This window comes from Geodermatophilus sp. FMUSA9-8 (genome assembly GCF_037034165.1).
Taxonomy (GTDB): domain Bacteria; phylum Actinomycetota; class Actinomycetes; order Mycobacteriales; family Geodermatophilaceae; genus Geodermatophilus; species Geodermatophilus nigrescens.
On record NZ_JBAGKE010000002.1, the window covers coordinates 278,382 to 293,786 of the forward strand.

The 15,405-nt window shown below is 74.7% G+C and carries 14 protein-coding genes; 2 read left to right on the top strand and 12 right to left on the bottom strand.

The window, feature by feature from the left end; all coding sequences use genetic code 11:
* Window position 1: 1 nt before the first annotated feature.
* From WA616_RS05515 to WA616_RS05550, 8 genes are all read right to left on the bottom strand, one after another.
* On the bottom strand, window positions 2-829 hold the full coding sequence (locus WA616_RS05515; protein WP_336028031.1) for an ABC transporter permease: 828 nt from the start codon (window positions 827-829) through the stop codon (window positions 2-4).
* Window positions 826-1,734 (bottom strand): ABC transporter ATP-binding protein, encoded by a 909-nt coding sequence (locus WA616_RS05520; RefSeq protein ID WP_336028032.1) that lies wholly within the window; start codon window positions 1,732-1,734, stop codon window positions 826-828. Before WA616_RS05520 ends, WA616_RS05515 begins: the two co-directional genes overlap by 4 nt.
* A 189-nt stretch (window positions 1,735-1,923) precedes the next feature.
* Window positions 1,924-3,195, bottom strand: a complete 1,272-nt coding sequence (locus WA616_RS05525; protein ID WP_336028035.1) for a thymidine phosphorylase — start codon at window positions 3,193-3,195, stop codon at window positions 1,924-1,926.
* Entirely contained in the window at window positions 3,195-3,638 is a 444-nt protein-coding gene (locus WA616_RS05530) for a cytidine deaminase (protein WP_336028037.1), read from the bottom strand. Before WA616_RS05530 ends, WA616_RS05525 begins: the two co-directional genes overlap by 1 nt.
* Window positions 3,639-4,922 carry an ABC transporter permease gene (locus WA616_RS05535; RefSeq protein ID WP_336028038.1) on the bottom strand — a complete coding sequence of 428 codons (1,284 nt, stop codon included), beginning with the start codon at window positions 4,920-4,922 and terminating at the stop codon, window positions 3,639-3,641. It lies immediately after the preceding gene.
* A complete protein-coding gene (locus WA616_RS05540; RefSeq protein ID WP_336028040.1) occupies window positions 4,919-6,175 on the bottom strand; it encodes an ABC transporter permease in 1,257 nt (418 codons plus the stop codon). Before WA616_RS05540 ends, WA616_RS05535 begins: the two co-directional genes overlap by 4 nt.
* Complete coding sequence (locus tag WA616_RS05545; RefSeq protein ID WP_336028042.1) at window positions 6,172-7,791, bottom strand: ABC transporter ATP-binding protein; 1,620 nt, start codon at window positions 7,789-7,791, stop codon at window positions 6,172-6,174. The genes WA616_RS05540 and WA616_RS05545 overlap by 4 nt, the downstream gene beginning before the upstream one ends.
* A gap of 255 nt (window positions 7,792-8,046) precedes the next feature.
* On the bottom strand, window positions 8,047-9,114 hold the full coding sequence (locus WA616_RS05550) for a BMP family lipoprotein (protein ID WP_336028043.1): 1,068 nt from the start codon (window positions 9,112-9,114) through the stop codon (window positions 8,047-8,049).
* Between the two features lie 265 nt (window positions 9,115-9,379).
* Between WA616_RS05550 and WA616_RS05555 the strand changes: the two genes are divergently transcribed.
* Window positions 9,380-10,687 carry a D-alanyl-D-alanine carboxypeptidase family protein gene (locus WA616_RS05555; RefSeq protein WP_336028045.1) on the top strand — a complete coding sequence of 436 codons (1,308 nt, stop codon included), beginning with the start codon at window positions 9,380-9,382 and terminating at the stop codon, window positions 10,685-10,687.
* Here the strand turns inward: WA616_RS05555 and WA616_RS05560 are convergent.
* From WA616_RS05560 to hisC, 4 genes are read right to left on the bottom strand one after another with little or no spacing between them, the layout of a single operon-like run.
* A complete protein-coding gene (locus WA616_RS05560; protein ID WP_336028047.1) occupies window positions 10,572-11,597 on the bottom strand; it encodes a YihY/virulence factor BrkB family protein in 1,026 nt (341 codons plus the stop codon). The two genes, WA616_RS05555 and WA616_RS05560, sit on opposite strands and share 116 nt — an antisense overlap.
* 37 nt (window positions 11,598-11,634) lie before the next feature.
* Window positions 11,635-12,210, bottom strand: coding sequence for a 2'-5' RNA ligase family protein (locus WA616_RS05565; RefSeq protein WP_336028049.1), 576 nt, complete (start codon window positions 12,208-12,210; stop codon window positions 11,635-11,637).
* Window positions 12,207-13,220, bottom strand: coding sequence for a tryptophan--tRNA ligase (gene trpS / locus WA616_RS05570; RefSeq protein WP_336028050.1), 1,014 nt, complete (start codon window positions 13,218-13,220; stop codon window positions 12,207-12,209). Before trpS ends, WA616_RS05565 begins: the two co-directional genes overlap by 4 nt.
* A 39-nt stretch (window positions 13,221-13,259) precedes the next feature.
* The gene (gene hisC, locus WA616_RS05575; RefSeq protein ID WP_336028052.1) at window positions 13,260-14,405 is read right to left on the bottom strand and encodes a histidinol-phosphate transaminase; all 1,146 of its coding nucleotides are present in this window, start codon (window positions 14,403-14,405) and stop codon (window positions 13,260-13,262) included.
* A 42-nt stretch (window positions 14,406-14,447) separates the two neighbouring features.
* Between hisC and galE the strand changes: the two genes are divergently transcribed.
* Window positions 14,448-15,404, top strand: coding sequence for a UDP-glucose 4-epimerase GalE (gene galE, locus WA616_RS05580; RefSeq protein WP_336028053.1), 957 nt, complete (start codon window positions 14,448-14,450; stop codon window positions 15,402-15,404).
* Window position 15,405 lies beyond the last annotated feature (1 nt).

Sequence of the window (15,405 nt, forward strand, 5' to 3'; positions counted from 1 at the left end):
GTTATCTCGTGCCGCGCTCCTGCCAGCGGAAGGTCAGGACGCACAGCACCAGCCCGGCCAGGCACCAGGCACCGAGCACCAGGGCGACCCGCCCGAGCTCCCAGGTGCCGGCCGGCTCGGACGCGGCGAGCGCGTCCGGCAGGAACACCGAGCGCAGTCCCTGGGCCATCCACTTGAGCGGGAAGAACGACGCGACCGTCTGCATCCAGGTCGGCACCTGGCTGAACTGGAAGAAGACGCCGGAGATGAACTGCAGCACCAGCGCGATCGGCGTGACGGTGGCCGACGCCGACCGACCGTTGCGCGCCAGCGAGGACACCGCGATGCCGAGCAGCGTGCACGCGGCGGCGCCCAGCGCGGTCACCCAGGCGAAGGTCAGCCAGTCCGCGCCGGCGGGCAGGTCGACGTCGTAGAAGACGACGCCGACGAGCAGCAGGATCGCGATGATGAGCACCGTGACGGCGAGGACCTGCACGACCTTGCCGACGAAGTAGGCGCTGCGCGGCATCGGGGTGCCGTAGAGCGACTTGAGCGTGCCGTCCGCCCGCTCGGTCGCGATGGAGATCGCCATGTTCTGCAGGCTCGCCCCGAGGATGCCCGCGGCGATCACGCCGGCCACGAAGTACTGGGTGAAGCTGACCCCGCTGCCGAGGTCGTAGTCCAGCACCGCGCCGAAGACGACGAGCAGCAGCACGGGGAACACGAGGGTGAAGACCACCGACTCGCGCTGGCGGAAGAACTCCTTGAGCTCCACGCCGGCGCGGGAGCGGTAGACGGCGCCCAGCGAGGGCAGCGCCGGGGTGGTGCGGTCGGTCGTCACGGCGCTCACGCGCGCTCCTCCCCGATCATCTGCAGGTAGACGTCCTCGAGGGTCGGCCGGGCCACGGCCAGGTCGGGCACCTCGCCGTCGAAGCGTGCGGCCAGGTCGCGGACCAGCGCGGTGGGGGTGCCGGTGGCCTCGGTCCGCCGGACGCCGTCCTCGGTCCAGGTCACCACGGCCGGCGCCCGGCCCCGCCCGCCCAGCTCCGAGGGGACGGCGACCTCCGCCAGCCGGCCGCGGGCGATCACGCCGACCCGGTCGGCGAGCGCCTCGGCCTCGTCGAGGTAGTGGGTGGTCAGGAGCATCGTGGTGCCCAGGTCGCGCAGCGACCGGATCAGCGACCAGAACTGCCGGCGGGCCTCGGGGTCGAAGCCGGTGGTCGGCTCGTCGAGGAACAGCAGGGTGGGCCGGCCGACGATGCCGAGCGCGACGTCGAGCCGGCGGCGCTGCCCGCCCGACAGCGACCGGCCACGCGAGCCCGCCTTCTCCGTCAGGCCGACCAGCTCGAGCACCTCGTCGGGGTCGCGCGGATCGGGGAAGTAGGACGCCTGCGCCCGCAGCAGCTCGCGGCAGGTGAGCTGGCTGTCGCCCGCGCCGGACTGCAGGACGATGCCCAGCTGCGCCTTCCACCGGCGCCCGCCCGAGGCGGGGTCGGTGCCCAGCACCCGCACCTCACCGCCGTCGCGGTCGCGGAAGCCCTCGCAGATCTCGACCGTCGTCGTCTTGCCGGCACCGTTGGGGCCGAGCAGCGCGAAGATCTCGCCCCGCCGGATGTCGAGGTCGAGGCCGTCGACGGCGGTGGCGGCGCCGTAGCGCTTCACCAACCCGCGGACCGAGATCGCCGCGTCCGGGTCGAGGGGCGCCCCGGCCTGCGGGGCGGCGGCGGAGGTCGGCGCCGCGGACGTGCTGGTCACGAGGACCCAGTGTTCCACTGCCACACGGCGACCCTCCGGGCCGCACCGCGACCAGGTGCCGTCCCCGGCCGAGCGGAGCCCGTCCCGGCCCTCGTCGGGGACCCTCCGGGCCCCACTCCTCCCGCCGCACCGCGACCAGGTGCCGTCCCCGGCCGAGCGGAGCCCGTCCCGCCCTGCCGGGGGACCCCGTCAGGCCGAGATGCGGTCCAGCAGCAGCGGCAGCGGCTCGTCGCCGGTGTCCACGCCGACCGCGCCCTCCAGCGCCTCCAGCGCCCGCTCGATGCGCGCGGGGTCGTCGGTGTGCAGCTCCAGCAGCGGTTGGCCCTCGGTCACCTGCTCCCCCACCGTCGCCGTCCAGGTGACGCCGGCCGCGGCTGACACCGGGTCCTCCTTGCGCGCCCGCCCGGCCCCGAGCCGCCACGCGGCGACACCGAGGGCGTAGGCGTCCAGCCGGGTCAGCGTCCCGGTGGCGGGGGCGGTCACGACGTGCCGCTCCGCCGGCTGCGGCAGCGGGGCGTCGGGGTCCCCGCCCTGCGCGGCGACCATCCGCCGCCACACGTCCATGGCCCGGCCGTCGCGCAGCGCGTCGGCGGGGTCGACGTCGGGCCGCCCGGCGCCGGTGAGCATCTCCCGTGCCAGGGCGAGGGTCAGCTCGACGACGTCGGCCGGGCCGCCGCCGGCGAGCACCTCCACCGACTCGGCCACCTCGACGGCGTTGCCCGCGGCGCGGCCGAGCGGCCGGTCCATCGCGGTCACCAGCGCCACGGTGTTCACCCCGGCCGCCTCACCGAGGCCGACCATCGTGCGGGCCAGCTCGCGGGAGGCCTCCGGGTCCTTCATGAACGCGCCGGAGCCGGTCTTGACGTCGAGGACCAGCGCGTCGGCACCCTCGGCGATCTTCTTGCTCATGATCGAGCTGGCGATCAGCGGGATCGACTCGACCGTCGCCGTCACGTCCCGCAGCGCGTAGAGCTTCTTGTCCGCGGGCGCGAGGTCGTGCCCGGCCGCGCAGATCACCGCGCCCACCTCGGCGAGCTGCCGCAGGTAGGCGTCCTCGTGCACGTCGGCCCGCCAGCCGGGGATCGACTCGAGCTTGTCCAGCGTGCCGCCGGTGTGCCCGAGACCGCGCCCCGACAGCTGCGGCACCGCGACCCCGCACGCGGCGACCAGCGGCGCCAGCGGCAGGGTGATCTTGTCGCCCACCCCGCCGGTGGAGTGCTTGTCGGCGGTCGGGCGGCCCAGCGAGGACAGGTCCTTGCGCTCGCCGGAGTCGATCATCGCCTGCGTCCAGACCGACAGCTCGCCCGGCGACATGCCCCGGAAGAACACCGCCATGAGCAGCGCGCTCATCTGCTCGTCGGGGACGGTGCCGTCGGTGTAGGCGCCGATGACCCAGCGGATCTGCTCGGGCGTGAGCTCCCCGCCGTCGCGCTTGGCGCGCAGCACGTCGATGGCGTCCATCAGTCCCGTCCCCCTCCGGCCGCGCCCGTGCCGCCGTCCCGGGCGGCCGCGGCCACCAGGTCCTCGGGGCCGAAGGCGTCGGGCAGCACCTCGCGCATGGGCACGATGCCCAGCGACACCGTCTCGATGAGCATGTCGGCGCCGCCGTGCTCCCACAGCAGCTGACGGCAGCGCCCGCACGGCATGAGCGGCTGCCCGTCCCCGCCGACGCAGGCCACCGCGACCAGCCGGCCGCCGCCGGTGCGGGCGAGGTCGCTGACCATCCCGCACTCGGCGCACAGCCCCAGGCCGTAGCTGGCGTTCTCGACGTTGCAGCCGGTGACCACCCGGCCGTCGTCGACCAGCCCGGCCACGCCCACGGGGAACCGCGAGTACGGCGCGTAGGCGTGCGTCATGGCCTCCCGCGCCGCGCCGCGCAGCGCCTCCCAGTCGACGTCCGCCATCTAGTGCTCTCCTCTTCGGTAGACCAACCCGTCGGCCTTGGGCATCCGCAGCCTCTGGGACGCCAGCGACAGGACCAGCAGCGTGGTCAGGTGCGGCGTGAACGACACCAGGCCCGGCGGCAGCTCGTCGACGGTGAGGAAGCCGACCAGCGCGGCCGCGGCCACGACGGCGGCGATGCCGGCGGGCAGCAGCTTGCCGCGGCGGGCCTGCACGACCGCGATGACGGCGAGCAGGATCGCCACCAGCAGGAACAGGGCGACGACGGCGGAGCGGCTGCGCAGCTGCAGCGCGTCGGTGAACCCGAACAGGCCGGCGCCGGCCGCGAGCCCGCCGGGGCGCCAGTTGCCGAAGATCAGCGCGGCGAGGCCGATGAACCCGCGCCCGTTGACCTGGCCCTCGCGGTAGATCCCGGCGATGAAGACGAGGAAGACGCCACCCAGGCCGGCCAGCGCGCCGGAGATGACCACCGCGATGTACTTGAGGCGGTAGACCGGCACGCCGAGCGAGTCGGCGGCGGCCGGGTTCTCCCCGCAGGAGCGCAGGCGCAGCCCGAAGGACGTGCGCCACAGCAGCAGGTAGCTCGCCGGGATCAACAGCACCGCGATGAGCGTCAGCAGGCCGATGCCGCTGGTGAGCCCGCGCAGGATGCCCGCCACGTCGCTCACGAGGAACCAGCGCTGGCGCTCCAGCGAGCCGAGCAGGTCCGGCCCCGAGGACAGCACCGGCACCGAGAACGACGGCGGGTTGCCGTCGACCGGGGGCGACTGCGTGACGCCGCCGCCGGCCGGGTTGTCGGTGTAGAGCAGCTCGGAGAGGAACCGCACGACGCCGCCGGCCAGGATGTTGATCGCCACGCCGGAGACCACGTGGTCGACGCCGAAGGTGACGGTGGCCAGCGCGTGCAGCAGGCCGCCGACCGCGCCGAACAGCAGCCCGCCGACGACGGCGGCGCCCCAGCCCCACTGGTAGCCGGCGAACCCGGCACCCCAGGTGCCGAGCGTCATCATCCCGTCGAGGCCGATGTTGACCACGCCGGCGCGCTCGGCGAACAGGCCGCCCAGCGCGGCCAGGCCGATCGGCACCGCCAGCAGCAGGGCCGCGGCGATCGTCGAGGAGCTGGTGAGCTGCGCCTCGCCGCTGATCACCCGGACCAGTGAGACGAGCAGCACGACGCCCAGCAGCAGCCACATCAGGCGGCGGGACCGCCCGCCGCCGGTGAACAGGTCGGTCAGCGGTCCGCGGCTCGGCCGGGTCCCGCTGGGTGGGGTGGCCACGGTGCTCACAGCCCGGACTCCTGACGTTGGTCGGAACGCTGGCCTGCCCCGGCCGACCGGCTGACGCCGGCCCCGGTGCCCACCCCGCCGTCGGCGGCGCCGCCGTCGGACGCGGCGCCCGAGGCGGCCTGCCCCGGGCCGGTGCTGCCGTCGCCGGCAACGACGGCCGGGGTCGCCGAGCCGCGCTCCGCGGAGCGGCGGGCCACCCGGCGGGCGATCTCGTTGGCCACGACGACGGCGAGCACGATCGTGCCCTGGATGATCGTCACGACCGAGGCCGGGAAGTCCTGGATCTGCAGCGGCACCAGCGACCGGTCGAGGAAGGCGAACAGCAGCGCGCCGAGGGCGATGCCGACGGGCTTGTTGCGGCCCAGCAGCGCCACCGCGATGCCGAGGAAGCCCAGCCCCGAGGTGAAGTCGGTGGTGTAGGCGTGGGTGGAGCCGAGCAGGTCGGGCATGCCGATCAGCCCGGCGACGGCACCCGACAGCAGCATCGTCTTGACGACCATGCCGCGGGAGTCGACGCCGCTGGCGCTGGCCGCCGACGGCGACAGGCCCGCCGCGCGCAGGTCGAAGCCGAAGCGGGTGCGGTTGAGCAGCACGGCGATCACCGCGCCCACCACGACCGCGACGAGCAGGAAGCCGTAGAGCTGCCGCGGCGGGGTGGCCAGGCCGAGCACCCCGAAGACGCCGTTGAGGCTCGGCATCCAGCCGGACTCGGGGATCTCGGCGGTGGCGATGATCGAGGCGCCCTCGGGGCTGCCCCGCAGCGGGCCAGTGAGCAGGAACGACGCGATGCCCAGCGCGATGACGTTGAGCATGATCGAGCTGATGACCTCGCTGACGCCGCGGGTCACCTTGAGCACCGCGACGATGCCGGCCCAGATGGCGGCCACGGCCATCGCCACGACCACGATGAGCAGCACGTGCAGCGGGCCCGGCAGCGCGACGGCGGCGCCGACGCCCGCGGCGAGGATCGTGGCCAGCCGGTACTGGCCCTCGACGCCGATGTTGAACAGGCCCATGCGGAAGGCGATGGCCACCGCGAGGCCGGCCAGGAACAGCGGCACCGCCCGGTTGAGGATCACCACGAGGGCGGTGACCTGCTGGGCCGGGGTGTCGCCGAAGTCGACCATGACGGCGAAGACCTCGAACGGGTTCACCTGCAGCGCGGCCATGACGGCCGAGGAGATGACGACGGCGACGACGACGGCGAGGACCGGCGCGAACAGCGCCAGCCCGATCTTGCGGAGGACGTTCACGCCGCACCCGCCGTCGTCCGGGCCCCGGTCATGTACCCGCCGAGCTCCTCGGGGGTGACCGCGGAGGGGTCGAGGGTGGCCACCAGCCGGCCGCGCAGCATGACGTGCAGCGTGTCGGACAGGCCGATCAGCTCGTCGAGGTCGGCGGAGACGAGCAGGATGCCCATCCCCTCGGCGCGGGCCTCCTCGAGCAGCCGCCAGATGGCGCCCTGCGCGCCGACGTCGACGCCGCGGGTGGGGTGCGCCGCGAGCAGCAGCCGCGGGGCGGCGCTCATCTCGCGGCCGACGATCAGCTTCTGCTGGTTGCCGCCGGACAGCGCGACGGCCGGCGTGTCCGGCCCGGGGGCGCGGACGTCGTAGTCGCGCATGATCCGCGCGGTGTCGGTGCGGGCGCCGCGGCGGTCGATGAAGGGCCCCTTGACCGCCGGCGGCCGGGTCTGGTGTCCCAGGATGCGGTTCTCCCACAGCGGCGCCTCGAGCAGCATGCCCTGGCGGTGGCGGTCCTCGGGGATGAACCCGAGCCCGGCCTCGCGGCGGGCGCGGGTGCTCCACGCGGTGATGTCGTCGGCACCGAGCAGCACGGTGCCGGCCGCGAGGGCGCGCAGGCCCATGACGGCGTCGACGAGCTCGGCCTGGCCGTTGCCCTCGACGCCGGCGATGCCCACGACCTCGCCCTCGCGGACGGTCAGCGTGACGTCGTCGACCGGCGGGCGGCCGGTGGGCGCGGCGACGGTGACGTCGCGCAACTGGAGCACCGGCGTCTCGCGCACGGTGGAGGTGCGGATCTCCGGCGAGGGCAGCTCGCTGCCGACCATGAGCTCGGCGAGCTGGCGCGCCGTCGTCGTCCGCGGGTCGGCGGTGCCGACGGTGGTGCCGCGGCGGATGACGGTGATCGAGTCGGCGACCTTGCGGACCTCGTCGAGCTTGTGCGAGATGAAGATGACCGTCAGGCCCTCGCGCTTGAGCTCGGCGAGGTTGCCGAACAGCTCGTCGACCTCCTGCGGCACGAGCACGGCGGTGGGCTCGTCGAGGATCAGCGTGGTGGCGCCGCGGTAGAGCACCTTGGCGATCTCCACCCGCTGCCGGTCGCCGACGCCCAGGTCCTCGACGAGGACGTCCGGGTCGAGGCCGAGCGCGTAGGCGTCGGAGATCTCGCGGATCCGGCCGCGGGCCTGCGCGCCGATGCCGTGCGCCTTCTCCGCGCCGAGCACGACGTTCTCCAGCACGGTCAGGTTGTCGGCGAGCATGAAGTGCTGGTGCACCATGCCGATCCCCGCGGCGATCGCGTCGGCCGGGCTCCTGAAGTGCACCTCACGGCCGTGCAGCAGCACGTGTCCCTCGTCGGGGCGGTGCATGCCGTAGAGCGTCTTCATGAGCGTCGACTTGCCGGCGCCGTTCTCGCCCACGATGGCGTGCACCTCGCCGCGCCGGACGCGCAGCTCGATGTCCTTGTTCGCGACCACGCCGGGGAAGCGCTTGGTGATGCCGCGCAGTTCGACGGCCAGCGGGGCCGGCGCGGCAGCGTCGCCGCCCTCGGCGCCGGCCCCGGTCGCGCCCTCGCTCAGGCCGGCCGGCGTCGGTGCCGGGACGCCTGCCGGGGAGCCTGGTGTGGCCATGGTGGGCCCTTCCTGCGTTCCTTCGGCCCACGGGTGCGCGGGCTCGCGTCCACTCTGCTGCACCGGCGGCGCGGGATCGACCGCGGTCCCCGGCGTGCGCACCGGCCGGGCGACCGGCGGGTGCGTCGGCTGGGCATCCTCCCCGACGAGTGTGACGGGCGGGGATCCCCCTCACGGCGGAGGGCCCGGGGGTGCGTGTGCTCCCCCCGGGCCCTCCGGTCGTCCGTCGTCAGCCGGCGGTGCGGCCGGTCGGCGTCACGGGGTCGTCGGGACCTCGATCTCGCCGTCGACGATCTGCTGGCGGTACTCGTCGATCTGCTCCTGGATGTCGTCGATGAAGCCGCCCGAGGTGGACAGGCCGACGCCGTCCTGCTCCAGGTTGTAGGTGATGTCCGAACCGCCCTCGACGCTGCCGTCGACGAAGGAGTCGACGAACGAGGACACCGCGGTGTCCACGCGCTTGAGCATGGAGGTCAGGATGACCGCCTGCAGCGCCGGGTCGTCGACCGTCTGGTACTGGTCAGAGTCGACGCCGATGGCGCGGTTGCCGGAGGCCGCGGCCGCCTGGAAGACACCGAGGCCCGAGCCGCCGGCCGCGTGGTAGACGATGTCGGCGCCGGCCTGGTACATGCCCTGGGCGACCAGCAGGCCGCGGTCGGGGGCGCCGAATCCGGAGAAGTCACCGGCCGGGGAGATGTACTGCCGGTCGATGATGATCTGCGGGTCGACCGCCTGCGCACCGGCCACGTACCCGGCCTCGAACTTCTGGATCAGCGGGGTCTCCACGCCGCCGACGAAGCCGATGTGGCCGGTCTCCGACTTGGTCGCGGCCGCGACGCCGGCGAGGAAGGAGCCCTGCTCCTCGGCGAAGAGCAGACCCGTGAGGTTGCTTGGGTTACCTACTTCGGTCGTCGAGTAGTCGACGATCGCGAAGGTCGTGTCCGGGTACTGCTCGACCACGTCGCCGATGATCTCGCCGTAGGCGAAGCCGACCGCGATGACCGGGTTGTAGCCCTCGTCGGCCAGCTGGGTCAGCAGGTCGACGCGGTTGGAGCCGTCGGCGTTGGGGCTGAGGTCCTGGAACTCCCCGCCGTGCTCCTCGACGGCGGCCTCGAGGCCCGCGACCGCCGCGTCGTTGAACGAGCGGTCGCCCCGGCCGCCGGTGTCGAAGGCCAGGCCGATGCGGGGCTCCTCGCTGCCCCCGCCCTCGCCGCCGCCGCTCCCGCTGCTGCCGCCGCCGGTCTCGTCGCTGGCACAGGCGGCCAGGGCCATGCTGCCGGCCAGCAGCAGGGCCGCGACCTTCATCTTCCGCGCTCGGCGCAAGACGCACTCCTCTCTGGGGGGAGCTCCCGGCACAGACGGGGGAGCTCCCGTGGGTCCTGGTCCGTCACGCCCGGGGACACCCCGGCACGGCCGGGACGCCGGACGCGACGACCCCGGCACGCTAACCGCGCTGCGCCCCCCCGCCGCCATCCGTGCGACGGACCGAGACGGGATCGTTGTGAACGCCCCGCCCGCGCGGAGTCCCGGCCACGGCCGCCCGCGCCTGGCGACCCGGCCCCGCCGGCCCGCGGCTAGCGTCCTCCCCGTGCGGCGACGGTGGGGTGCGCTGGTGGCCGTGCTGGCCGCGTTGGCGGTGCTCCTGGGCGCCGCTCCCGCCGCGGCGGCACCGGCCGACGACACCCCGCGCCCCACGGCCGACCCGGCCGCCCCCACGCCCACCGCGCCACCGGCCGGCGGGCCGCCGCAGGGCTCGGCGCCGGGCGGGGTCACCGTCGGCGGTGACGGCCTCGACACCCGCGGCACCGTGGTGGCCGACGGGGCGCCGCCGCTGCCCGACGGCGTCGTGGCGGCCGGCTGGCTCGTCGCCGACGCGGGCACCGGCGAGGTGCTGGCCGCCCGTGACCCGCACGGCCGCCACTACCCGGCGAGCACGCTCAAGACGCTGACCCTGCTGACCCTCGCCCACCGGCTGGACCCCGCGCTGGTGGTGGAGGGCACCGTCGAGGACGAGCAGATGGAGGGCAGCAAGGTCGGCATCGTGGCCGGCGGCCGCTACCCGGTCGGGTTGCTGTTCCAGGCGCTGGTGATGCAGTCGGGCAACGACGCGGCCAACGCGCTGGCCCGGGCGGCCGGGGGCACCGCGCCCACGATCGCCGCGATGAACGCCCGGGCGCTGCAGCTGGGCGCCTTCGACACGGTCGCCGGGTCGGTGTCGGGCCTCGACGTCGCCGGGCAGTCCTCCTCCCCCTACGACCTCGCCCTGTTCTTCCGGGAGCTGGTCGCGGACCCGGTCACCGCGGGGCTGCTCCTGACGCCGACGGCGCAGATGCCCGGCTTCGAGGGCCGCTCTCCCGGCTTCCAGATCCAGAACCAGAACCCGCTGGCCGGCTACCCGGGGACGCTGGGCGGCAAGACCGGGTTCACCGACGCCGCCCGGCACACCTACGTGACCGCCGCCGAGCGGGACGGCCGGCGGCTGGTGGTCAGCGTGATGGGCACCGAGAACGTGCCGCTGCGCGCCGCCGACCAGGCCGCGCGCCTGCTCGACTGGGGCTTCGCCGTCCCGGCGTCGCTGACCGGCGTCGGCCGCCTGGTCGCCTCAGCCGACGAGGTCCCCGCTCCTCCCCCGACCCGGACGGCGACGCCGACGCCGGCCGGCCCCGCGGAGGTGGCGGCGGGCCCGCCCGCGGCGGCGCCGGCGGCCGGCGACGGCGGCCCGCCCGCGCTCGGCCTGCTGGCGCTCGGCGCGGCCGCGGCCGCGGTCGTCGCCGCCACGGTCATCGGCCGGCGGCGGGCGGTGCGCCGGACGCCGCCGCCACCGGGGGCCGCGTCTCCGGGACGGCGGGCACCGCCGGGGTCAGGCGCGGGAGGGTCGCCGTCCACGCCGCCGTGAAGAACGCGAACCGGACCACCAGGTTGATCCACACCAGGACGCCGACCGCGCCGCCGAAGGCCGACGAGGTCACGCTGCCCGAGATCAGCGACAGGTAGAGGCTGCCGGCCAGCTTCATCAGCTCGAACCCGGCGGCGCCGAACAGCGCGCCGGGCATCAGCAGCCGCAGCGGGTGCGATGTCGAGGGCACCACCCGTAGCAGCCACAGGAAGACGACGACGTCGCCGGCGAACGCCAGCGCGATGCCGAGCAGGCTGGTGCCCACGGCCAGCCCCGGCGCGTCCTGCAGCCCCAGGACGTCGAGCACCACGGAGGTGGCCTGGGTGGCGAAGCCGGTCAGGCCGATGCTGAGCAGGCCGGCGCCGCCGAGGGCGACGAGCGCGACGACGTCGGCGAGGTTGTCGCGCCAGAACTCCGGCTCGTCGACGGAGCCCTTCCAGATCTGCTCCATGCCGATGCGCAGCTTGTCCATGGCGCGCAGCCCGGCGTAGAGGAAGCCGGCCGCGCCGATGATCCCGGTCAGGCCGGCCGCGCCCACCGCCGAGCGCAGCTCGTCGACGATCTGCCGCCCCGTGCCGCCGGGGAAGGACTCCCGGATGGCGGTGTAGAGCTCCCGCTGCAGGATCGCGTCGCCGGACAGGACCAGGGCGATGACCGAGGCGACCAGCAGCAGCACCGGGAACAGGCCGAGGAACACGAAGTAGGTGACCCCGGCGGCGAGCAGGTCGCCCTGGCTGCGCTGGTAGCGGCCGCCGGCCCGGGCGAGGTGGTCGAACCACGGGCGCCGGCCGCGCTGGCTGCGGACGAGGGAGTCCACGGAGCCCGCGACCCGGGCCCCGGCACCGGTGACGCGGGCCCAGGGGCCGCGTCCGGCGTTGGCGGGGGGCCGGTCGTCCGGAGGGGTGCCCACCCCGTCCAGTCTGCTGCCTCGGGGACCGCGGCGCAGGTCAGCGGCGGTGCGGCGGCCCGGTCAGCGGGTACTCGCGGGCGACCACCCAGGTGCCGGTGGGGCTCTGCTCGAACTCGGTGAACGAGGTGACGGCGAACTCCGCCGACAGGTCGGCCAGGCCGCTGTAGGCGAGGTCGAGCATGTCCGGCGCGACGTCGTGGGCCACGGTCACGTGCGGGTGGTACGGGAACGACAGGTCGCGCGCCAGCGGCCCGGTGCGCACGTCGGAGGCCAGCAGCTCGCAGTTGCCGATGCCCTTGGCGACGGTCACGAAGACGACGTCGGAGACCGGCGTGAAGGTGCCGGTGCCCGACAGGTGCATCTCGAACGGCGGGTGGTCGCGGGCGACGCGCGCCAGGTGCTCGCTGATCGCGGCGCGGTCGGCGCACGGCACCTCGGTGGGCGGCAGCAGCGTGACGTGCGGCGGGACGACGGTGGCCTGCGGGTCGCCGACCTTGGCGCGCCAGTCGACGAGCACCTGCGCCCAGGGCTCGGGGACCGGCACGAGGACGCCGACGACGGAGGTCTGCGGCGGCGCCGTCCGGCTGCGCGGGACGAACGTGTCGTCGTTCACGACACCGCCCCCGCGGGCCGGAGGAAGCCGACGCGGTCGTAGACCGTGGCGACGGTGGCCGCGGCGACCTCGCGGGCACGGGCCGCCCCGCCGGCGAGCAGCCGCTCGAGCTCGGCGCGGTCGTCGAGCAGCTCCTGCGTGCGGGCGCGCACCGGGGCGACGAAGTCGGTGACCACCTCGGCGAGCTCCTTCTTGAGGTCGCCGTAGCCGCGGCCGGCGAACCGCTCCTCCAGCTCGGGCACCGGGACGCCCGACAGGGCGCTGTGGATCGTCAGCAGGTTGGTGACGCCGGGCTTGTTCTCCGCGTCGGCCACCACCTCGCGGCCGGTGTCGGTGACCGCCGAGCGGATCTTCTTCGCCGACGTCCTCGGGTCGTCGAGGAGGAACACGCAGCCGGCCGGCGGCAGGCTCTTGCTCATCTTCTTCTCGGGCGACTGCAGGTCGAGGATCTTCGCCGCGCCCTGCGGGATCCGGGCGGCGGGCAGCGTGAACGTGTCGCCGAACCGGCCGTTGAACCGGGTGGCGAGGTCGCGGGTCAGCTCGAGGTGCTGGCGCTGGTCCTCGCCCACGGGCACCTCGTCGGCCTGGTAGACGAGGATGTCGGCGGCCTGCAGCACCGGGTAGGTGAACAGCCCGACCGAGGAGCCCGCGGCGCCCTCGCGCTGGCTCTTGTCCTTGAACTGCGTCATGCGGCTGGCCTCGCCGAAGCGGGCGAGGCACTCGAGCACCCACGAGAGCTGGACGTGCTCCGGCACGTGGCTCTGCACGAACAGCGAGCTGCGGTCGGGGTCCACGCCGAGGGCCAGCAGCTGCGCGGCGGACACCAGGGTGTTCTGCCGCAGCTGCGCCGGGTCCCAGTCCATCGTGATCGCGTGCTGGTCGACGACGCAGTAGAACGCCTCGGCGGTGTCCTGCAGCGCGACCCACTGGCGGAGCGCACCCAGGTAGTTGCCGAGGTGGAAGGAGCCCGCCGTCGGCTGGATGCCGGAGAGGACACGGGGTCGTGACATGAGGTGCGGTGGCACGGCGGCCATCAAACCAGCCGCGGCTCAGCCGACCGGCGCGCCGGTGCGCACGTCGTCGCCCGCCGCACCCGACGCGCCGGTGGTGACCTCGTCGAGCGCCGCGAGGAAGACGTCGTCCTCCTCGGGCGTGCCGACCGTCACCCGGATGCCCTCGCCGGCGAAGGGACGGGTGATGACGCCGCGGCCCTCCAGCGCCGCCGCGACCTCCGCCGTCGGCTCCCCCAGCGGCAGCCACACGAAGTTGGCCTGGCTGTCGGGCACCTCGTGGCCGCGCTCGCGCAGGGCCGCGGTGAGCCGGTCCCGCTCGGCGACGACGGCGGCCACCCGCCGGCCCACCTCGTCGGCGCTGGCCAGCGCCGCGACCGCGGCGGCCTGCGCGAGGCTGGACACGCTGAAGGGCACGTGCGTGCGGCGGACGGCGTCGGCGACGGCCGGGTCCTCGGCGACGAGGTAGCCCACCCGCAGGCCGGCCAGCCCCCACGCCTTGGAGAACGTGCGCAGCACCGCGACGTTCGGCCGGCCGCGCATGAGCTCGAGCCCGTCCGGGACGTCGGGGTCGGTGACGAACTCCCGGTACGCCTCGTCGAGGACGACCAGCACGGACTCGGGCACCCGGTCGAGGAACCGCTCGAGCTCGGCCCGCCGCACCGCCGTCGACGTCGGGTTGTTGGGGTTGCAGACGAACAGCAGGCGCGTGTCGTCGTCGACCACGGCGGCCAGCGCGTCCAGGTCGTGGGTGTCGGGTGACCCGCCGGGGCGGGAGGACACCAGCGGCACCTGCAGGCTGCGCGCCCCGGCGACCTGGGCCAGCAGCGGGTACATCTCGAACGAGCGCCAGGCGAAGGCGATCGCCGTCCCGGGGTCGTTGAACGACTGCGCGAGCTGCTGGCAGAGCATCACCGCGCCGCAGCCGGGCACGACCTGCACCGGGTCGACGTCGTAGTGCTCGGCCAGCGCCCGGGTGAGGACGGCGGCCCCGTTGTCGGGGTAGCGGTAGGTCTCCCCCGCCGTCGCCGACAACGCCTGGACGACCGCCGGCAGCGGCGGGAACGGCACCTCGTTGCTGGCCAGCTTGACGGCGCGGTCGACGCCGAGCTCGCGGGCGAGGTCGGCCGGGTTGCGGCCGGGCTTGTAGGCCGGCAGCGCCTGCACCGCCGGACGTGCGCTCACCACGGACAGGTCCTCCCGGGCGACGGCTCCTAGGGTGGCCCCATGCGCGTACTCGTCGCCGGTGGGGCCGGCTACATCGGCAGCGTAGTCACCGCCGCCCTCCTCGAGGGCGGCCACGAGGTCACCGTGCTCGACGACCTCTCGACCGGGCACGCCGACGCCGTCCCGGAGGGCGCCCGGTTCGTGCAGGCCAGGCTGCAGGAGTCGGCGCCGGTGCTGGCCGAGGTGCGGCCCGAGGCGGTGCTGCACTTCGCGGCCAAGAGCCTGGTCGGCGAGTCGCAGGTCAAGCCGGAGATCTACTGGGAGCACAACGTCGGCGGGTCGCTGGCGCTGCTCGAGGCGATGCGCGCGGTCGACTGCCGGCGGATCGTGTTCTCCTCCACGGCGGCCACCTACGGCGAGCCCGACCAGGTGCCGATCCGCGAGGACGCGCAGACCCGGCCCACCAACACCTACGGCGCCACGAAGCTCGCCGTCGACGCGATGCTCACCTCCTACGCCACCGCGTACGACTTCGCCGCGGTGAGCCTGCGCTACTTCAACGTGGCCGGCGCCGCGTACGGCCGGGGCGAGCGGCACACCACCGAGACGCACCTCATCCCGATCGCGCTGCAGGTCGCGGCCGGGACGCGGAAGGCGATGACCGTCTACGGCGAGGACTACCCGACGCCGGACGGCACCTGCATCCGCGACTACATCCACGTCTCCGACCTCGCCGACGCGCACCTGCTGGCGCTGACCGCGCCGCAGCCGGGCGAGCACCGGGTCTACAACCTGGGCAACGGCACGGGCTTCTCCGTGCAGCAGGTCGTCGACGCCGTCCGCGAGGTCACCGGGCACCCGGTGCCGGTGCAGGTGGGCGAGCGGCGGGCGGGCGACCCGGCGCAGCTTGTGGCCGCCAGCGACCGGATCCGGGCCGACCTCGGCTGGAGCCCGCGGCACACCGACCTCACCGGGATCGTGCGCGACGCCTGGGAGGTCGCGCAGGGGCGGAGCTGAC